The organism is Salinimicrobium soli (genome assembly GCF_048323655.1).
Classification (GTDB): Bacteria; Bacteroidota; Bacteroidia; order Flavobacteriales; family Flavobacteriaceae; genus Salinimicrobium; species Salinimicrobium soli.
This window is the reverse complement of the sequence record NZ_JBLUWW010000001.1, coordinates 1,088,787-1,107,050: the sequence shown is the minus strand read 5'-3', so window position 1 is coordinate 1,107,050 and position 18,264 is coordinate 1,088,787. Positions and strand designations below refer to the sequence as shown.

The window sequence follows — 18,264 nt, the reverse complement described above, 5'->3', positions numbered from 1 at the left end:
TATTTTGTTAATTTTGCAGCCTAAACCACAATAAAATGAAGGCATATATTTTTCCCGGACAGGGAGCACAGTTTTCAGGAATGGGTCAGGATCTTTACGAGAAGTCCCCTCTGGCCAGAGAACTGTTTGAAAAAGCCAATGACATCCTTGGATTTTCCATTACTGATGTCATGTTCACAGGAACCGCTGATGACCTGAAGATGACTAAGGTCACGCAACCTGCAATCTTTTTGCATTCAGTGATCCTGAGCAAGGTTTTGGGAGGTTCTTTCAAACCGGATATGGTAGCCGGGCATTCCCTTGGGGAATTTTCTGCGCTGGTAGCCAATAAGACCCTTGAATTTGAGGACGCTTTGACGCTGGTATCAAAAAGGGCTATCGCAATGCAGCATGCCTGTGAGCTTGAAGAATCTACCATGGCCGCAGTTCTGGGCCTTGAAGATCATATGGTAGAGGCCATTTGTGCCGACACCAAAGGAATTGTAGTGGCCGCTAATTACAACTGCCCGGGCCAACTCGTAATTTCCGGAGAACAATTGGCGGTGGAAAAAGCATGTGAAGAACTTAAAGAAAGAGGAGCTCGCAGGGCGATGATCCTTCCGGTGGGTGGTGCTTTCCACTCTCCATTAATGGAACCGGCAAGGGAAGAGCTGGCAGCGGCCATTGAGAACACCAACTTCAAAAAACCTATTTGTCCGGTGTACCAGAATGTGACCACCTTCGCAGTGACCGATCCTTCAGAGATCAAGAAGAACCTTATCTTCCAATTGACTGCCCCGGTAAAATGGACCCAGAGTGTTCAAAATATGATCAAAGATGGTGCTACAGAATTTATAGAAGTAGGTCCCGGAAAAGTATTGCAGGGACTTGTAAAGAAAATAGACCGAAACGCAGAAGTAAGTTCCGCCGAATTCTAAGAGAAAATTTCTCAAAAAGTAAAAAGCCGAAGAACTTGTCTTCGGCTTTTCTTATTATGGTCACTAATTATTACTTGTTCACGAATTCGATCACGGTACTGGTGATAAAATCGATTTGCTCATCATCCAGTTCGGTATGCATAGGTAGCGAGATCACTTCCTTTACCAGTTTATTGGTCACTTCAAAATCCTGCTCGCGATACCTGGAATCTTTATAGGCTTTCTGGCTGTGTAGCGGAATGGGATAGTAAATACCGCATGGAATTCCGTTTTCATTCAAGTGCTGCACCAAAGCATCACGCTTTCCATTGGTGATCTTCAAGGTGTATTGGTGATACACATGGGTATCATCAGCGTCTGCAGTAAACGGAACAACAATATTTTCCTGCCCTTTAAAGGCTTCGGAATATTTAGCCGCGGCCTTCTGCCTGGCTTTATTATACATATCGAGGTTCGGAAGTTTTGCCCTTAGCACCGCCGCCTGCACACTGTCCAGACGTGAATTCACTCCAACCACATCGTGGTGGTAGCGTTCGTACATCCCATGATTTACAATCCCTCGAATAGTATGTGCCAGTTCATCGTCATTGGTGAAAATTGCTCCGCCGTCTCCATAACAACCAAGGTTCTTGGATGGGAAGAAAGAGGTGGAAGCAACATGACCTATGGCACCTGCTTTCTTGGTGCGCCCATCGTTGAAGTGGTAGTTGGCTCCAATAGCCTGAGCATTATCTTCTATCACAAAGAGTCCGAATTCATCAGCTATTTCCATTATAGCATCCATATTGGCACTCTGCCCAAAAAGGTGTACCGGCACTATGGCTTTTGTTCTTGGGGTAATGGCCTTTCGCACCGCCTCAGGATCTATATTAAAAGTGTCGGGTTCTACGTCCACCAACACCGGAGTAAGTTGTAGCAGTGCGATCACCTCCACGGTAGCCGCGAAAGTAAAGTCGGCAGTGATCACCTCATCACCCGGTTTTAGGCCGAGTCCCATCATGGCGATTTGAAGGGCATCTGTACCATTGGCACATGGAATAACATTTTTTACCTGAAGATAATCTTCCAGTTCTTTTTGAAAAGAATGGACCTGTGGTCCGTTAATAAAGGCTGTTGAATCCAGCACCTCAAGAATTGAAGAATCAACTTTATCTTTGATAGTTTCATATTGACCTTTCAGGTCAACCATTTGTATCTTTTTCATGGTTTGTATTTGAACCTTACGAAAATACAAAGAAAGCCACTTCCTCCAATGCTAATTTCTTATTTTAGCGGTCAAACAAACAGCCTTGCATTTTCTTTACAATATTCTGGTAAATTCTGCGGAAAAACTGCTCCCTTTCAGCAAAAACTTCAGTGAAAAGATGAAGCTTTTCACCGAGGGTAGAAAAGACACCTTTTCCATCCTAAGCGAAAAAATTCAGGCTGAGGACCGAACTTTCTGGTTTCATGCTGCTTCGCTGGGGGAATATGAACAGGCTGTACCGGTAATTGAAGAAGTAAAGAAACTTTTTCCGGAACATAAGATCATTATCAGCTTTTTTTCTCCTTCGGGATATGAGATCCGAAAGAATTCACCTCTGGCAGATGCCGTAGTCTATTTGCCTCTGGACACTCCTGGCAATGCACAAAAATTCATTGAACTGGCACATCCTGACTGGGCGATCTTTATAAAATATGAATTCTGGCCGAATTTTTTAAGCGAACTAAAAAAGAGGAAGATCCGGACTCTACTGGTCTCCGGAGCTTTTAGAAAAGATCAACTCTTCTTCAAAAAGTATGGAAAATGGATGCGATCTTATCTCTCGGCTTTTGAACATTTTTTTGTTCAAAACGCAAGTTCGGGGGAATTGATGCATTCCATTGGCTTTCATAATGTCAGCCTTAGCGGCGATACCCGTTTTGATCGGGTGAAGCGACAGCTGGAACAGGATAATGAACTGGAATTTATTTCAGATTTTAAGAACGGAAAGACCTGTGTGGTAGCCGGAAGCACCTGGCCCGAAGATGAGGAGCTCCTGGTGAATTTCATCAATAATTCCCCAAATACTGTAAAGTTCATTATTGCCCCGCATACTTTAAATCCCAGCAAACTAGCTGCTCTAAGGTCTGCGCTGAAGACCCGAACCGTCTTCTACTCTGAAAAAGAAGGAAAGAACCTGGCTTCCTACCAGGTATTTGTAATTGATACCATTGGCCTGCTAAGCAAGATCTACAGCTATGCAGAAATTGCCTATGTGGGAGGTGCGGCAGGAGATACCGGTCTACATAATGTACTGGAGCCGGCAACTTTCGGACTTCCGGTGGTGATAGGACAGAATTTTGAAAGATTCCCGGAAGCTGCCAAACTTCTGGAGCTGGGAGGTCTTTTTTCAATTTCTACTTCCGAAGAGCTGGAACAGATCCTTCAAAAACTCATTGACAATAGAAGCTTCAGGGAAACCCGGGGAACTGTATCCCGCAATTTCATTGAAGAGAACACAGGAGCCACTTCCACCGTGATGGATTATTTAGCTGCTCATTCCGCAGAAAAAGAGTAAGATAGAACCTACATTTTTTTTAGTTAACTCAAAGACTTCTTTGGATTTTTAAAAAATAGCTTACATTTGTCTTAACTAATTAAACATACTACCATGAAAAAATTATTTTTAAGCTTACTTGTAGCCGTATTTACATTATCAATCTACTCTTGTAGAGAAACTACCGAAGAAAAAACCGAAGAAGCTGTAGAAGCTGTTGGTGAAGACGTAGAAGCAGCCGGAGAAGAAATGGAGCAAGAAATGGAAGAAGCCGGAGAAGAGGCTGAGCAGGAAATAGATGAAGAGATCCACGAAGACGACATGCAGTAATCTCTTCTTTTCTAAAATTCTAAAGCCATAAGTCTCACTTATGGCTTTTTTTAATCCTAAACTTTTGACTTATGAAAAAATTAATGATGAGTGTAGTAATTGCTGGTCTTAGTTTACTCACCTATTCCTGTAGGGAAACTACTCAGGAAAAAACAGAAGAAGCTGTAGAGGCTATTGGAGAAGATATTGAAGCCGGTACAGAAAAAGCTGCCGAAGAAATTGAAGAGGGAGTAGAGAAAGTTGGCCGGGAATTAGACGAAGAATATCATGGAACAGATGATGATATGCATCGAGAAGATCTGGAAGAGAAGTAGTAAGCTTTGATTCCTGAAGTTCAAAAAGCTGTCTTTCTGACGGCTTTTTTTAATGGGTTTGGGAAATAAAACTTTCCTTAAGTCAATTTTTTCGAAGTTAGAACGTTATAAGTTCATAAAATAGTTGGAGTTAACAGCAAAATTCCATTTTATTTGTAGTTAGATAAAACACAACCAAATCTTATGAAAAAATATCTTCTCGGGCTGGGACTCATCTTCGGCCTTATCTCCACGACCTCTGCACAGCAATTTAGTTACGGACTCAAAGGAGGTGTCAATTACACCATGGGAGGAGAAATTAGAGGAGAACGTTCCGGGGTAAACAGCAATGGAGAACCTAATCATTGGAACGGTACGGCAGAAGGAAGCAGCCAAATTGGATTCCATGGAGGAGCTTTTCTTCAGGTTAATTTCGGAAAGTTTTTCCTGCGCCCGGAAGTGGTTTATACCTCGATAGCCTTAAAATTTGATTTCCCAAAGTACCCCACCCAATATCATACTCCTAAGAAGGCATCGCTTTATGAAGTGCAAAAGTTTGATATACCTTTTATGATCGGTTATAATGTTTGGGGACCTGTGGATATTTATGCAGGGCCTGTTTATTCGAATATACTCAGTTCTACCCTTGAAGGTGAAGAAGTATTAGACGAAGTTGTGGCTCAGAATACACCGATTAATTTGCAGGGGGGAGTAAAAGCCGAATTTGGAAGATTTGGGCTTGACCTCAGATATGAGCACTCCTTATCGACCCCAGAAACCCAGAACCTTGATTTGGCTAACGGAGAATATGGAGTGAACCGTGCTTATTTTGAAGATTCCAGGATCAATCAGGTTATTCTCAGCGTTATCTTCAAAATTGGTGGACCGGGATTGAATGAAGGTCGCCGTAGAAAAGCCTGTTATTAAGATAATTAGATAAAAGTTTTTAAAGCCATTCACAGGAATGGCTTTTTTTATTTCCTTAACTTTCTCCTCCATCTTTTCCCTTATACAATATTGCCCACAAAAAAAGCTCCGTGTGGGCGGAGCTTTTTAAAAATCAAAGGCAAAACATTCTATGATTCCAGATCTGTAGCAGCTTCTATTCTCGCCAGAAGATCATTCCAGTGGTACTGCGTTAACTGATCACTCACCCTATTCTTCCTTCTTGAAATATCTCTTTTAAGTTGTTCCAGCTCTCCGCGCATTAACGCCACTAGATCAGATTTAGTGATATTTCCGTTCTTTTTTTCCTCCAGGGCCTGCACATAAGAGGCTGCCGCATCCACGTAAGAACGCTGCAGATTTCGGCGGTAGGCATCCACTTTTTTGGATTGATACAATTCTTCAAAAATGCCTTTTCTCACATCATCTAACATTTCCAGCACTGTATAAGCTTTCTCACCGTTTACCTGCTGATTCTCGATCATTCTATTCAACCTATCTTCCTCCAATAAACGGGTCACCGCCTGGTCTTGCAACTTCTGAACTCTTTCAATAGCCCCGGCAAATTCAATTCTGTCAAGGATCTCCTGATCTAATAGCCAATCCGGAGTTGAAAAGGCATGTTCATTCAAAAATTTCACTGCCTTCTTCTGCTTTTCTTCGGGTACGGCGGTATACACTACCCCATCCTGATCTGCCGTCTTACGGGTCTCATAGACTCCGCCGACATTGGTTATGACATGATTTACATAACCGCGCCACATATAGGTGAGTTCACGGTAAACCTCCTCCAGGTCATCATAACCGTCTCCATCTGTAGAGGTCCACTCAATCAGGTTGGGAACCACCTTCTTGAGATTGGCAAGTCCATATTCACTCGCTTTCACCTGATCTCTACCCAGGCTTTCTCTTTGCGACTGCGGATCATAGCCCCCATAACCACTTCCGAATTCATAGATAGGATCTCCGGCTTTAGCCAGGATCCAGCTGTCAAGGGTTTTCTTTTCGTCCCGGGGACTTTCAGCTTCAGGAAGATATCGGTAACCCCAGTTAATTGCGTATAAGTCATAAGGTCCCATCATCCTAATGTACCGTACACCCTCATCTCCGGGTTGTGCAACATAGTTTACCCGCGCATAGTCCATTATAGAAGGGGTCAAACCATATTTCTGGGTAAATTCAGGTGACCTTAGAGAGTCCGTAGGATAGGCTGAACTGGCCTTCATATTGTGAGGAAGCCCAAGTGCATGCCCCACCTCATGCGCAATTACCATTCGCATCATTTCTCCAATTTCCGATTCCGGAGTCATTAGTGTTCGGGCTGCAGGATTCTGAGCGCCTGCTTCGATCATAAAGCGGTTTCGGTAAGAACGCAGGTGATTATGGTACCAGATAATGTCACTTTCAATGATCTCTCCGGTACGCGGATCAATAACCGAAGGTCCCATCGCGTTCCTGGTAGTACTGGCAACATAGCGTACTACAGAATAGCGCACATCCTCCGGGGAAAATTCAGGGTCTTCTTCTTTAGTAGGAGGATCTTTCGCAACAATGGCATTTTTGAAACCTGCTTTTTCAAAAGCCTTGTTCCAGTCTTCAATTCCCTGTTTAAAATAAGGTCTCCACTTTTTAGGGGTAGCGGGATCGAGATAATAAACTATCGGCTTCACCGGTTCCACCAGTTCCCCGCGCTTGTAAGCTTCAATATCTTTAGGAACGAGCTTCCACCTGCGAATGATCTCATATTCATCTGACTTGAGTTCATCGGAACTGTAATCTAATTTCTTCACACTAAACCAACCCACTCTGTCATCCGCCAGCCGCGGCTGCATTTTCTCCTCCGGAAGAAGGATCATGGATTGATTCATCAACATGGTGATAGTCCCTGCCTGATCTCTCTCCGGTGGTTCTTCAGCCTCGTAGGTCATCACATGTTTAACCTCAATATTTTTGGGGTAGGCATGTGCTGACTCAATGTAAGAACGGCTTTTATCGAGCTTTTTGATCTTGTATTCTTTTTTCAGGCGGGGGTTAACTCCATTTATGGCTGCTATCTCCTCTTCAAAAAGATCACTTGCCTCTATAACTGCAGCCTTCTTATCATCAGTATAGGCAACTACCTTACTGCTGAAAAGGATGGGAAAGAAGTTATTTGCTACGACCGATTGGTAAATTGGAGAATCTTCTTCGCTCTGGTTCTCAAAACTGATCACCTTCATATCTATGTGGTCGCCCCGTTTGTACCAACGCACTACCTGTTCATTCATTTTTGAACCGGCATTGATGTAACCACCACCGAATCCTGCGGGAACTCCCGCAATACGGCTTACCAGCAACATATCTTTTTCGAGCAGGTCAAGAGGTATTTCAAAATACAACTTTTCACCCACCATATGTGTAGTAAACAAGCCTTCGTCAGATTTAGCTTCGGGGGTTATGACCTCAGTATACGATTTGAGATCTCCTTTTTTCTTTTGAGGTGCCTCCTGGGCAGTTTCAGATTTGCTTCCGGAAACCTGTTTCTGGGTTTGGCACCCGAAGCAAGCGGCCAGTAGCATTCCGTAAATTGGAATTTTTTTGATCATATTGAAGTTTTTTGGAACCCCAAGATAATAAAACCCCTAGGAATTTTCCTTCAGAAGTACTTAAGAAACGTAACTAAATAGACTGAATAAATGAGTGAATCTTCAGAAGAACTCCAGTCTACGCCAGTTATCGGCGCTCCTTTAGAATTCCTTCGATCCGGTTGATAAGCTCCTCCATTTCAAAAGGTTTTGCTATAAAATCATCGGCTCCGGCATTTTTGCACTTTTTGTCGGCTTCGTGCAGGGCAGACATCATTAAAACCGGAATATCACTATGAGTTTCGTGCTGTCGTAACCGTGCACAAACATCGGTACCGTTCACGCCTGAAATGAGCATGTCCAGCATCACCAGATCTATATCGTGTTTTTCGATCAAAGCTTCAGTCTCTCCAGGTTTTTCAGTAACTATAACCTCGTAACCGTAGAATTCTAAAAGTGTGCGGAGCATTTCCCCAATTCCGGAGTCGTCATCCACGACCAGTAATTTTGCTTTTTGTTCCATCTGAAGAATTTTTTAAACTGTAGAGAGTATAAAACTGAATTCTGAACCTTTACCTCTCTCACTATTTACTTCAATTTTTCCATTATGACGCTGAATGATCTCTTTTGCTAAGTAAAGTCCGATGCCGAAGCCTGAATAGGTTTCTTCATTTTCACCACCCACGCGATAAAAACGTTTAAATATCTTTTCCTGGTCCTTTGGATCTATTCCCAGCCCCTTGTCCTTTACCTGTACTGCAACTGCAGCCTCACCGGCTGTGACAACACTTACAATTATCTCCTGGTTAACAGGGGAATATTTTATGGCATTTGTAATAAAATTGATAAGCACCTGCCCAATACGATCTTTATCTGCCACCACTTCGCAGTTGAGATCATGTTTCACCTGTATATTATGCTCAGTATTGGTGAGAGAAATATCCTGTACCGTATCGTCTACCAACTGATTTAAATGAAACTTTTCCTTCTGAAGTTCCAGTTTGCCCTCCTCGATACGGGATAGATCCAGCATTTCTGAAATAAGCCGCGTTAGTCTTACTATCTGATGATCGATACGTTGCAGGGATGGCTTGAAAGGCATTTTGTCCAGCTCTGTTGACTGAAGGTTCTCCAGTACTTTCAGCAGTAACTGCACATACCCTTTAATAGAAGTTACAGGTGTTTTTAACTCATGACTCACCATTTTCAGGAAATCTCCCTTACGCTTCTCCTCTTCTTTAAGCCGCTGAATTTCGGTATTAGTACCAATCCACATCTTAATATTTCCCTGATCATCCTTTACTGCTTCAGCCCTGCTTAAGTGCCAGGCGTAGTTATGGTCTTTATCGGCAATGCGTATCTCTGTTTCCAGCTTACTTCCTGTAGTTAAAGAAGACTGCCATTGTTCCCTGAACTGTGTTATATCTTCGGGGTGAATAAAAGATGTCCAGTCGTCTTCCTTAAGCTCTTCACTGCTCATACCAGTGTAATCCAGCCAATTCTGATTAAAATATATAGGAGCGCCTTGAGGATCTGTATTGATCACCTTTTCGAGCATCAGGTCGGCCATCTGCCGGTAATGAAACTCACTTTGTTCCAGTTTCTTTTTAAGTTCAGCCTGAGGCGTCGCTTCAATAGCTATGTCTACTATTCCCACTATTTTTCCGTAGAGATCCCGCTGCGGGTAATACACAAAGTTGTAATATAGTTCTTCCCTCTTTCCATTTCGAAAAAGGCTGACAGGCATTTCATAACCTTTAAAAGGTTTCCCGGTGGTATAAACATCACTCAGGATCTTATCGAAATCCTGTTCAACCAATTCCGGAAAAACTGAAAGTAAGGGTTTACCAAAGACATTTTTCCCTTTTCCCCAGCTCTCGATCATGGCGTCATTTGCAATTTCAATGATAAAATCCTCTCCCTTAAAGGTTGCGATAGGATATGGAGAAGACAGAATGATATCCTGATAACGTTTTTCACTCTCCTGAATTTCTTTGCGAATGAGTACCTGTTCGGTCACATCCAGCGCCATATTCAGAATTCCGTAGATCTCTCCCTGCTCATTGCGGAGGGCCTTATAAGTGAAGTTAAAATATCCGGTCTGAATTTTGCCATCTATTAGCAGGTCAACCTTGTCCTCTCTTCCCCAATAGGTCTTACCGGTGGTGTAAACCTTATCAAGTAGATCGTGGAATGGCTGCCCCTCTAACTCCGGAAGTGCCTTCCGAAGCGTCTGCCCAACCACCGACCTGTCTTTTCCCCACAACCTGATCATGGCATCATTGGCCATTTCGATCCTCATTTCCCGGCCGGTATAGATGGCGGTCGCAACAGTAGCCTGTTCTACAATAGAACCCATTTTATGCTCTTTTTCACGCACCAGCTGCTCTTTCATCTTATCATCATGAACATCTACCACGGTGCCTATAAAACCTTCAAAATTTCCATTACTGTCATACTTTGGGGCTCCTTTGTCCATTACCCACCTGTAGCCACCATCTTTGGTATGCAGGCGTAAACTAACACTGTAGGTTTTCTGCTCCCGGTTACATTCCAGGAAATGCTCTCCCACTCTTTGCCGGTCCTCGGGATGTACCTGTTCCAGCCAGCCCATATTCAGTGCCTTACTTACCGATTGCCCGGTATATTCTTCCCAGTTTCTATTGAGACTAATACTTTTCCCCTCTTTATCAGTTATCCATATGATCGCAGGTATGGTATCTATAATATTTTGTAATTCATCCCGACCTTGAATAAGCTTTTGGCGGAATTCTACTTTTTCAGTGACATCTACGGCGTGCACAAATATTCCGTCAACTCTCCCGGCAGTTCTCATGGGCTGATAAACAAAATCCATATAATGTTGCCTGGTACCGGAGCCGGAATCCATTTTCACTCCAATTTCCGAACCTATAAAAGGCTCTCCCGATCCATAGACCTGGTCAAGGATCTTGATAAAACCCTGGCTTACCACTTCCGGAAGAGCCTCTTTCACTGATCTTCCAATGATATCGCGGTTATTGACCAGTTGCAGGTAATTTTCGTTAGCAGCTTCAAAAATGTGGTTGGGGCCGCGAAGTATACATATCAAAGCCGGGGCATGTTCCAACACCTCCTGCAACGACTTCTGCTCGTTTGCTTCTTCCATGGTTTTTTCACGCTTTTGCTCCCGAAAAGAAATGAGCAGTAATTGATCTTCTTCCCCTGCCGGAATAGCTCCCAAATTCACAGAAAATTGTCGCTGAAAATCCCCTTTTTGAGTAGTATATGAAACAACCTTTTTTATCTCACCTCTTCGGAAGGATTTAAGGGTCTTGTATATTTGATCTGATAAGAATTCTTCCCGCTCCCATTCTGAAAAAGCCATTCCTGCCACTTCTGAATCTTCACAGTCAAAACAGGAACAGAATGCTTCACTGGCTGCCATGACAGTAAGATCACTGTTCAGCACCAGCACAGGCTCCTGTGCGGTTTGGGTAATGCTGCGGGCCATAAAAAGATAAGGATCCTGCGAGTGCAGCACCTCCTGCATGTTTTTCTTCATATTCTACTGTGAAATTTCAAGGGCGAAAGTGCCTAAAATACAGTTTTTTTGAGGAAATATAGGGAGGCTAACAAAAGTTTAAGAAGTGGAAACCACGCTGGAATAGTAAAGAAAAAGAAACTGTTTTCACACCCATAAAAACTATATTAACTTGAAGAAGGAAACAAAAAATATGAGATTATGAAAGCGGAGGAAAAAGATCTTGAAAAAAGGAGTCCCCGGGAGGTTTTTCAAGACCACCTGCAATTAGCTCAAAAAGGAGAATTGGAAAAGGATCTTGAACGCAATTATGCTCCGGATTCTGTTCTTCTCACCAACTACGGAGTTTTCCACGGAAGAAAGGGAATAAAGGAAGCCGCAGAACTACTGAAAAAGCAATTGCCAGGCGGAAACTACAATTATAAGCTGAAGCTGTGCCATGACGAGATCTGCTTTCTGCACTGGACCGGCAAATCTGAAATCTCATTGATTCCTGATGGCGCCGACTCCTACCACATTAAAAATGGGAAAATTAAGGTGCAGACAATTTACTATTCGGTTGAAGAAGTGCCTGAGTGACTTCTAAACACAAAAGCTTCCGAAATTATCTGTTAAACTGAGAATGGTCATTTCTCCAGTAACTGAATAAGGTTAAAATTGCAGCTCAAATTTTAACCTTATGAGAGAGCAGCTAATTTCCAGCCTGGAAAATTCCTTCAGTTATCAAGAATATATGGATCTATTGGAAGACCTGGTAACATCTGAAAGCACCACCGGAGAAATAACTCAAGAACGTATCGATTTCACCGCCTTAAATTTCAAGCGTTCCCAACGGCTGAATAAAAAATTACAGCTTTCTGAACTTCAGACTGCTCCTTTCACAGAACTCGAAACAAAACAAACCTGGCTGGTGTTGACAGAATCCTGGTGTGGAGATGCGGCTCAAACCCTTCCGGTGCTAAATAAGCTTGCAGAGGCATCCGAAAATATCGAGCTGAGGATCATTTTAAGAGATGAAAATCCGGCAGTTATGGACAATTTTCTTACCAATGGCACACGCTCCATTCCTAAAATGGTTATTCTGGATACAGACCTGGAAGTTTTGACCAACTGGGGACCAAGAACAGCTGCAGCTACAAAACTTGTAACTGACTATAAAGAGAAATTCGGGAAGATCGATGCCGAATTCAAGTCCCAACTTCAAATTTGGTACAACAAGGATAAAGGAATGAGTATTATCCAGGAACTAACAGAAATTGTTGCCACTCTTAAAAACCGTGAGGCTGGTGTGCTACAGGGATAAGCAAACTACATAATTATTTTTGGTTTTCCCTGCATATTTAAAATCGCTTTCGCTCCACTTTTTTAACTGGAAAAAGCCGATAAGGTATAGAAATATGTATTTATCATAACTTGAACAAGGTAGTTTTTAAAACTCCTTTAAACCCGGGAGCCGGAACAGTTAATAAGTGTTTTTCTTTGGCCTTAAAGTGAAAAGGTGATACGGTAAGGTTCACGCCACTTTCTTTTTTTAACCTGATTCCCTGACCTGAGACGATATCCTTGTTGGGTTGAAAATCCCCTGCCGGTAAATGCTCGGTGAGAATAACATATTTATAATCGTATAACTTTTCAACTACTCTTTTAATTTCGGCATTTGACAGATGTTGCAACACTTGTCTCAGAATAACACAATCTCCTGCGGGCAATTCATCTGTTGAAATATCTAAGGCATGAAAAACTACATTGTCTGCCTTGAATTTCTGTTTATTATGCTCAATAAGCCCGGGAACTATGTCTACAGCAAAATACATTTTCGAATACTTCACCAGTTCTTTAGCGACATTAAAATCCCCGCAGCCCAGATCACACACTACCGGCGGACTGTCAAAAGCTTTTAAAAAATCGGATACTACACCTATATACGAATCTACCGTTTCAGGATGATGTGAACCTAAACCGGAGTAGAATTCAGATTCCTTACCACCCCAGAGGTTGTTTTTATAGATCTGCACCATGGCATCCTTGGTGGGCCAGGGCTTCTTTGTTTTCTTGTTTTTTGTCATCTAATGGTAGTCAAAAAGGACATTATTGAGAAGTGTTTTTTCGAAAGCACCAAATTACAAGTCCCATATTCCAAATATAAGTTTCTCCTGATCTTGAATTTGAATTCTAATTTGAAATTCCTTAGCCGTCAGTTCGAGTGATCCCGAGGACTCGGGATCGTATCGAGAACATAGGCGACATTGAAACTTCCGTTGTTCTCGATACATCCCGATAGCTATCGGGACACTCGAACTGACGGGAGCATTGAACTGATGAGAGGAGAGTCAAAAATGTTATTACTATAGAATAATTCCCTTCCGCTGAAATATTCGATAAGATCCTGATTCCGCTTTTTTTCAAAAGCTCTCTGGCATTAAAGTCAAATCAAATATCCGGATGAAGTTTTTACGCTAAATTTGGCGCTACTCAATATATTATGAAAAGAGCTTTAGTAAGATATAGAAGCAGTGCTTTTGGAAAGTTTGTTTTTCGCAATCAGAAGTACGCTCCCATCCTTTTTTTTATGGGTGGTTTTATTTTTGATACCTTGACCTTAGGGCGAATAGATCGTGTTTATGATACGGTGGTGCTTTGCTCGCATATGACCTTTTTGTCCATAACGCTTTATTTGTATAATACAGTGGATGAGGACAAGTGGGAGGGTACTTTTATCAGGCGTTATTCCGAATATTTTCCGCTACTCATACAGTTCTTCTTTGGCGCACTTTCAAGTGCTTTTGTCATCTATTTTTTCAGAAGTGTGTCCATGTCAAAAACCATGTTTTTTTTCATACTTCTGGTGCTGCTCTTATTTGCAAACGAGTTCCTTAAAAAGAAAATCTCCAATAAATACCTTCAGTTCAGCGTCTTTTTTTTTATAAGCTTTACCTTTTTCGCCTTTATGATTCCCACGCTGATCAAGGAAATGAATACCTTTATTTTTATCATTTCCGGACTTGTAAGTTTGGGGTGTACGCTGGCACTCATCAGGTTTATTTACAGGTCAAGCCCGGGCACAAGAGCTGAGATAAGTCTGAAAAAACTGATCAGTCTTATCCTTTCCATCTATATAACGATTAATGTTTTTTACTATTTCAATCTTATTCCACCGGTGCCGCTGGCTATGGATACCGGATTGGTGGCTCATGATGTGCGAAAAATAAATAATGAATACATCGTTACTTACGAGAAGAATCCATGGTATGTATTTTGGCGTAAACATGACACCAATTTTCACCGTCAGGCAGATCAAAGAGTTTATGTGTTCACTTCTGTTTTTGCACCTACAGACCTAAAAAAGTCCATTTTTCATAGGTGGAAACGCTACAATCCTGAAACGGGAAAATGGGAAGTAACTGATGACATTGGCTTTGAAGTTGCCGGTGGGCGTGACCGTGGCTTCCGTGGATATACTTATAAAAACAACCTTAGGGAAGGCGAATGGAAGGTTGAAGTAATTACAGAAGAGGAACTAATACTTGGGGTTGTGGATTTTGTGATTAAAAACACTTCAGAACCTCATAAAGAAGGAATAGAAAAGAGATCATTTTAACCCCTGTTTCATTAATACTATTTTTTATTACCCACCGTAAGTTCCGGAACTATGTCTAGTGCAATATACTTTTGGAGTACTTGAGCAGTTCTTTACCCACATTAAAATCTCCGCAATCAAATCGGCAAGTAGAGGTCATGCCCAGGAGATAATCAATCTTTTAAACGAATTAAAGAAAAGATATCATTTAATAACTAATGTCCCCCCTAAAGGTGATTAAGCACTTCCCTACTACGATATGCAGACACTGAGCAAAGTAAAGTTTCCGACTCTACCTTCACCAAATTTCGATATTAAATAAAGCTTTTTACCAGTGGCTAAGAAAAATTATTTTATAACACGACATATTTTGTCGTTATCTATTTGTTTCTTTACTTCACCAATCAAAAGAAGCGAAGATGAACATCCTCTACCTGCACGGACTGAAATCCAAATTAAGTAAAGAAAAGCACAGAATTCTGGAAAAATACGGAATTGTATTTTCTCCCGATATTGATTACTCCAGTGATCATGTCCAGCCTCAGGAAATTCTTCGTAACTATCCTGACACAGAATTCAATGTCGTCATTGGCAGCAGCATGGGAGCATTGAACGCCTATATCATTTCCAATTGGATAGGTCGGCCCGCCCTTCTCTTTAATCCTCCCCTGACAAAGCATCCCAAGAAACTTGATCTTCCGAAGGAAAAATTTGTGAAAGGGCTCACGTCCAAACAAATCCTTTTAGGTGCCAACGACGAGATTGTGGATCCCGTTGAAGCATTATTATTTTTAGGGAAACATCTCCGGGAAAACGAACTCGAGATCAAGATAGATCCACATCTCGGTCATCGCATTCCACCAGACTTATTTGGGGAACAGGTTTCCTATTTCTTTTCTAAACTCTGTTATTAAACACTATGTCTGTACACCACACCATTAAGCGTTACAACAAGATCATTTCCATCCTGAGAAGGAGGCCGATGAGCTATGAGGAGGTTCAAAACGAAATAGCCCGGGATGCCGATGCGGCAGAATACAACCTGCTAACTTCCCAGCGCACCTTCCAACGAGATATTAAAAATATTGGGACGATCTACGAGATTGAAATAGAATCCAATAAGAGTACGAATCAATACTATATTAAAGACGATGTGGAAGATCTTCATTCCCGTCGTCTCCGCGAAAATTTTGAAATAGTCAACGCCATCAGACTTTCAAAAGGTTTCGGGGAAAGTCTGATTTTTGAAGAGCGAAGATCTCTGGGAACGGGACATATGGCCGGATTAATTCACGCAATACAAAATCGCCTAACCGTCAAGTTTGAATACCATAAGTTTTGGGATGAATCAATTAGTAAAAGGACTGTAAATCCAGTTGCTTTGAAAGAATCCCGAAACCGCTGGTATTTAATTGCCCGGGATGAAGACACTGTAAAGAACTTCGCTCTTGATCGCATTAAAAATCTCGCCATTTCAGAACATAAATTCAGCCCTGTCGATTATAATGTACACGAGGAATTTGACAACTGTTTTGGAATCATTAACGGTACAAATGAAGAAGCTGAGAAAGTGGTGCTTTCATTTACTCCTCAGGAAGGGCGTTATGTCGAATCCCTACCCCTTCATCATAGTCAGCAACTGGTTCTGAAAAATGTAAAAGAAATCAGGTTCAGTTATTTCATAAGACCTACCTACGACTTCAGGATGGAGTTACTCTCTTATGGAAACCAGGTAAAGGTATTGGAGCCGGAAAGCCTGAAAAAGACCATCAAAACACAGCTGAAACAGGCCCTGAAAAATTATAACTAAACTCTTGTTTGCAGGCGTCACGCCTTGACGCCACCCATTATCAACTTTGAACCATCCGCCCCGGCAGAAAGTCTTCTGGAATGTAGGGTAACAGCAGGTCGGATTCCTGGGCGGATTTTTTCTCTAATAAAAAACTTTCAGTATGAATTACGGCAGTAATATGGAACCGGGTCTATTAACCGGTTTTCAGCTCAAAGACCTTATTGACAAGTGGGGTGATCTCAGTCACAAAATGCTCTTTATGAGCCGTTTCGGAAAACTCCCTAGCACTCATACTTTTGTTGAGGTGGACCTGAAAAAGTTCCACAGCGAATTTCCAAGCCGATATCAAGAGAAAATTATGGGTTTCTATTATGAGAAGAATTCAGGAAGAGAGGATTGGAAAGATGAATATATCTATGTGCTCCAAAATGAAATTATATTGATCAAGAATTATGAAGAGATTACAATTTATTTTCACAATGAGCAGTGTGAACTTCTCAGGGAAATAATTCATTTTACCAGGGAGCTGGAGAAGAAAGAGGAGGATAAAGCCGAAATAAATCTCATAATTTCTCAGCCTCATGGATTTGAAAACAAAAAAGTAGATTTTCTAAAACCTCAGCTTAATTTATCTAACTGCTACAATGATGACTTTCACAATTTCCATCAAAAAATTCTCGCGGTTTTACACGAAGAGAACAAGAGTGGCCTCCACCTGCTTTATGGAAAACCCGGCACCGGAAAAAGTACCTATATCAGGCATCTGTGCGGACTGGTAAAAAAGAAGATCGTATTTCTGCCGGGACAAATGGCCCAGAATCTTGACAACGTTCTCATGACCCGATATTTGATGAAAAACCCCAATTCTATCCTTGTCATAGAAGATGCTGAAGAATTGATTGTTTCCAGAGACCAAAAAAGAAATTCGAACCTGGCCATGATCCTCAACATCACCGACGGTATCCTGGGAGAATCCCTGGGAATTCAGATCATTGCCACCTTTAATACCGATGTTCAAAACATTGATCCCGCTCTTAAGCGAAAAGGCCGCTTGAAAACCGCCTATGAATTTAAGTCGCTTTCTCCTGAAAAAGCGAATAGACTTTTGCAGGAGCAACAAGCAAAGTACTCTACAGAAGAAGAAATGACCCTGGCAGAGATCTATAACATCAGTGAAGAAGAGCAGTATAAGAGTCCGGTGCGGAAAGCGGTAGGCTTTAGATAACTATATAAACACTTAATATCCTAGGTTTATAAACCCATATTTGTTAACATGAATAAACAATTGATATTTTACTTTATTCTATTGTTTCCCTTTTTGGGAACTGCCCAATCTATTCATCTCCGGAACCAATATGGCGATAAGGTCTATTTTGTCGATGGCAATACATTAAGGGCGAATGACCGCTATGGTGAGTCTATTTTGTTTTACGAGAATAATAGCTTAAAGCTTCATAACAGGTATGGGAAGTCTTTGTTTTTCATAGATGATCATACCGTCAAAAATAAGAACAGGTATGGAGATCCACTGCTGTTCTTCGATGATAACTTTATAAAAGCTGAAAACCGGTACGGGGAAAAGCTGTACTACCTGGATGGCCAGGTGCTAAAACGGTTCGACCAATACGGAGAGCCTATATACTATTTTGAAGACAAACCGGAAAAATGGGTTTTGGCAGCGGTAATACTGTTTTTGTAAATGATAAATTTGGAGTAGAACCGTCAGTGAAGTTCCGAAAAGTGAATTTTCTTGACGTATTTTTGGCTGCACGACACCTTTTGTCGCTCCCGTTTTCTATTTTTA

At 41.7% G+C, this 18,264-nt stretch carries 17 protein-coding genes; 12 read left to right on the top strand and 5 right to left on the bottom strand.

Annotated elements, in window-relative coordinates:
- Positions 1 to 35 precede the first annotated feature (35 nt).
- On the top strand, positions 36 to 917 hold the full coding sequence (gene fabD / locus ACNORC_RS05055) for an ACP S-malonyltransferase (protein ID WP_418334507.1): 882 nt from the start codon (positions 36 to 38) through the stop codon (positions 915 to 917).
- Positions 918 to 987: 70 nt separating this feature from the next.
- On the opposite strand, the gene ACNORC_RS05050 is transcribed toward fabD, so the two are convergent.
- The gene (locus ACNORC_RS05050) at positions 988 to 2,121 is read right to left on the bottom strand and encodes a DegT/DnrJ/EryC1/StrS family aminotransferase (RefSeq protein ID WP_418334506.1); all 1,134 of its coding nucleotides are present in this window, start codon (positions 2,119 to 2,121) and stop codon (positions 988 to 990) included.
- Between the two features lie 160 nt (positions 2,122 to 2,281).
- On the opposite strand from ACNORC_RS05050, the gene ACNORC_RS05045 reads away from it, so the two are divergent.
- The 4 genes from ACNORC_RS05045 (at position 2,282) to ACNORC_RS05030 (ending at position 4,986) form a co-directional block, all read left to right on the top strand.
- Positions 2,282 to 3,457, top strand: a complete 1,176-nt coding sequence (locus ACNORC_RS05045; protein WP_418334505.1) for a 3-deoxy-D-manno-octulosonic acid transferase — start codon at positions 2,282 to 2,284, stop codon at positions 3,455 to 3,457.
- Positions 3,458 to 3,550: 93 nt separating this feature from the next.
- Positions 3,551 to 3,766 carry a hypothetical protein gene (locus ACNORC_RS05040; RefSeq protein WP_418334504.1) on the top strand — a complete coding sequence of 72 codons (216 nt, stop codon included), beginning with the start codon at positions 3,551 to 3,553 and terminating at the stop codon, positions 3,764 to 3,766.
- 71 nt (positions 3,767 to 3,837) lie between these two features.
- The gene (locus ACNORC_RS05035) at positions 3,838 to 4,080 is read left to right on the top strand and encodes a hypothetical protein (RefSeq protein ID WP_418334503.1); all 243 of its coding nucleotides are present in this window, start codon (positions 3,838 to 3,840) and stop codon (positions 4,078 to 4,080) included.
- A gap of 183 nt (positions 4,081 to 4,263) precedes the next feature.
- Positions 4,264 to 4,986: an outer membrane beta-barrel protein gene (locus ACNORC_RS05030; protein WP_418334502.1), complete on the top strand. Its 723-nt coding sequence runs from the start codon at positions 4,264 to 4,266 to the stop codon at positions 4,984 to 4,986.
- A 149-nt stretch (positions 4,987 to 5,135) separates the two neighbouring features.
- Here the strand turns inward: ACNORC_RS05030 and ACNORC_RS05025 are convergent, their stop codons facing one another.
- The 3 genes from ACNORC_RS05025 to ACNORC_RS05015 all read right to left on the bottom strand — a co-directional run bounded on the left by ACNORC_RS05025 (position 5,136) and on the right by ACNORC_RS05015 (position 11,112).
- On the bottom strand, positions 5,136 to 7,589 hold the full coding sequence (locus ACNORC_RS05025) for a zinc-dependent metalloprotease (protein WP_418334501.1): 2,454 nt from the start codon (positions 7,587 to 7,589) through the stop codon (positions 5,136 to 5,138).
- A gap of 127 nt (positions 7,590 to 7,716) precedes the next feature.
- A complete protein-coding gene (locus tag ACNORC_RS05020; RefSeq protein ID WP_418334500.1) occupies positions 7,717 to 8,091 on the bottom strand; it encodes a response regulator transcription factor in 375 nt (124 codons plus the stop codon).
- 12 nt (positions 8,092 to 8,103) lie between these two features.
- Positions 8,104 to 11,112, bottom strand: coding sequence for a PAS domain-containing protein (locus ACNORC_RS05015; protein WP_418334499.1), 3,009 nt, complete (start codon positions 11,110 to 11,112; stop codon positions 8,104 to 8,106).
- Between the two features lie 180 nt (positions 11,113 to 11,292).
- Between ACNORC_RS05015 and ACNORC_RS05010 the strand changes: the two genes are divergently transcribed.
- Both ACNORC_RS05010 and ACNORC_RS05005 read left to right on the top strand, forming a co-directional pair.
- The gene (locus ACNORC_RS05010) at positions 11,293 to 11,670 is read left to right on the top strand and encodes a nuclear transport factor 2-like protein (protein ID WP_418334498.1); all 378 of its coding nucleotides are present in this window, start codon (positions 11,293 to 11,295) and stop codon (positions 11,668 to 11,670) included.
- A gap of 100 nt (positions 11,671 to 11,770) precedes the next feature.
- Positions 11,771 to 12,394 carry a thioredoxin family protein gene (locus ACNORC_RS05005; protein ID WP_418334497.1) on the top strand — a complete coding sequence of 208 codons (624 nt, stop codon included), beginning with the start codon at positions 11,771 to 11,773 and terminating at the stop codon, positions 12,392 to 12,394.
- Between the two features lie 103 nt (positions 12,395 to 12,497).
- Here ACNORC_RS05005 and ACNORC_RS05000 read toward each other — a convergent pair whose 3' ends face one another.
- The gene (locus ACNORC_RS05000; protein ID WP_418334496.1) at positions 12,498 to 13,157 is read right to left on the bottom strand and encodes a class I SAM-dependent methyltransferase; all 660 of its coding nucleotides are present in this window, start codon (positions 13,155 to 13,157) and stop codon (positions 12,498 to 12,500) included.
- Positions 13,158 to 13,573: 416 nt separating this feature from the next.
- Here ACNORC_RS05000 and ACNORC_RS04995 point away from each other — a divergent pair, with 416 nt between their 5' ends.
- The 5 genes from ACNORC_RS04995 (at position 13,574) to ACNORC_RS04975 (ending at position 18,159) form a co-directional block, all read left to right on the top strand.
- Positions 13,574 to 14,689, top strand: coding sequence for a DUF2914 domain-containing protein (locus tag ACNORC_RS04995; RefSeq protein WP_418334495.1), 1,116 nt, complete (start codon positions 13,574 to 13,576; stop codon positions 14,687 to 14,689).
- A 398-nt stretch (positions 14,690 to 15,087) separates the two neighbouring features.
- Complete coding sequence (locus tag ACNORC_RS04990; RefSeq protein ID WP_418334494.1) at positions 15,088 to 15,582, top strand: hypothetical protein; 495 nt, start codon at positions 15,088 to 15,090, stop codon at positions 15,580 to 15,582.
- Between the two features lie 5 nt (positions 15,583 to 15,587).
- Entirely contained in the window at positions 15,588 to 16,478 is an 891-nt protein-coding gene (locus ACNORC_RS04985; RefSeq protein ID WP_418334493.1) for a helix-turn-helix transcriptional regulator, read from the top strand.
- A gap of 142 nt (positions 16,479 to 16,620) precedes the next feature.
- Entirely contained in the window at positions 16,621 to 17,685 is a 1,065-nt protein-coding gene (locus ACNORC_RS04980; RefSeq protein ID WP_418334492.1) for an AAA family ATPase, read from the top strand.
- A gap of 48 nt (positions 17,686 to 17,733) precedes the next feature.
- On the top strand, positions 17,734 to 18,159 hold the full coding sequence (locus ACNORC_RS04975; protein WP_418334491.1) for a hypothetical protein: 426 nt from the start codon (positions 17,734 to 17,736) through the stop codon (positions 18,157 to 18,159).
- Positions 18,160 to 18,264: the final 105 nt, after the last annotated feature.

Bases quoted from the DNA above. Each gene is read 5' to 3' on its own strand.
- fabD (WP_418334507.1), top strand. From the start codon at position 36: ATGAAGGCATATATTTTTCCCGGACAGGGAGCACAGTTTTCAGGAATG.
- ACNORC_RS05050 (WP_418334506.1), bottom strand. From the start codon at position 2,121: ATGAAAAAGATACAAATGGTTGACCTGAAAGGTCAATATGAAACTATC.
- ACNORC_RS05045 (WP_418334505.1), top strand. From the start codon at position 2,282: ATGAAGCTTTTCACCGAGGGTAGAAAAGACACCTTTTCCATCCTAAGC.
- ACNORC_RS05040 (WP_418334504.1), top strand. From the start codon at position 3,551: ATGAAAAAATTATTTTTAAGCTTACTTGTAGCCGTATTTACATTATCA.
- ACNORC_RS05035 (WP_418334503.1), top strand. From the start codon at position 3,838: ATGAAAAAATTAATGATGAGTGTAGTAATTGCTGGTCTTAGTTTACTC.
- ACNORC_RS05030 (WP_418334502.1), top strand. From the start codon at position 4,264: ATGAAAAAATATCTTCTCGGGCTGGGACTCATCTTCGGCCTTATCTCC.
- ACNORC_RS05025 (WP_418334501.1), bottom strand. From the start codon at position 7,589: ATGATCAAAAAAATTCCAATTTACGGAATGCTACTGGCCGCTTGCTTC.
- ACNORC_RS05020 (WP_418334500.1), bottom strand. From the start codon at position 8,091: ATGGAACAAAAAGCAAAATTACTGGTCGTGGATGACGACTCCGGAATT.
- ACNORC_RS05015 (WP_418334499.1), bottom strand. From the start codon at position 11,112: ATGAAGAAAAACATGCAGGAGGTGCTGCACTCGCAGGATCCTTATCTT.
- ACNORC_RS05010 (WP_418334498.1), top strand. From the start codon at position 11,293: ATGAAAGCGGAGGAAAAAGATCTTGAAAAAAGGAGTCCCCGGGAGGTT.
- ACNORC_RS05005 (WP_418334497.1), top strand. From the start codon at position 11,771: ATGAGAGAGCAGCTAATTTCCAGCCTGGAAAATTCCTTCAGTTATCAA.
- ACNORC_RS05000 (WP_418334496.1), bottom strand. From the start codon at position 13,157: ATGACAAAAAACAAGAAAACAAAGAAGCCCTGGCCCACCAAGGATGCC.
- ACNORC_RS04995 (WP_418334495.1), top strand. From the start codon at position 13,574: ATGAAAAGAGCTTTAGTAAGATATAGAAGCAGTGCTTTTGGAAAGTTT.
- ACNORC_RS04990 (WP_418334494.1), top strand. From the start codon at position 15,088: ATGAACATCCTCTACCTGCACGGACTGAAATCCAAATTAAGTAAAGAA.
- ACNORC_RS04985 (WP_418334493.1), top strand. From the start codon at position 15,588: ATGTCTGTACACCACACCATTAAGCGTTACAACAAGATCATTTCCATC.
- ACNORC_RS04980 (WP_418334492.1), top strand. From the start codon at position 16,621: ATGAATTACGGCAGTAATATGGAACCGGGTCTATTAACCGGTTTTCAG.
- ACNORC_RS04975 (WP_418334491.1), top strand. From the start codon at position 17,734: ATGAATAAACAATTGATATTTTACTTTATTCTATTGTTTCCCTTTTTG.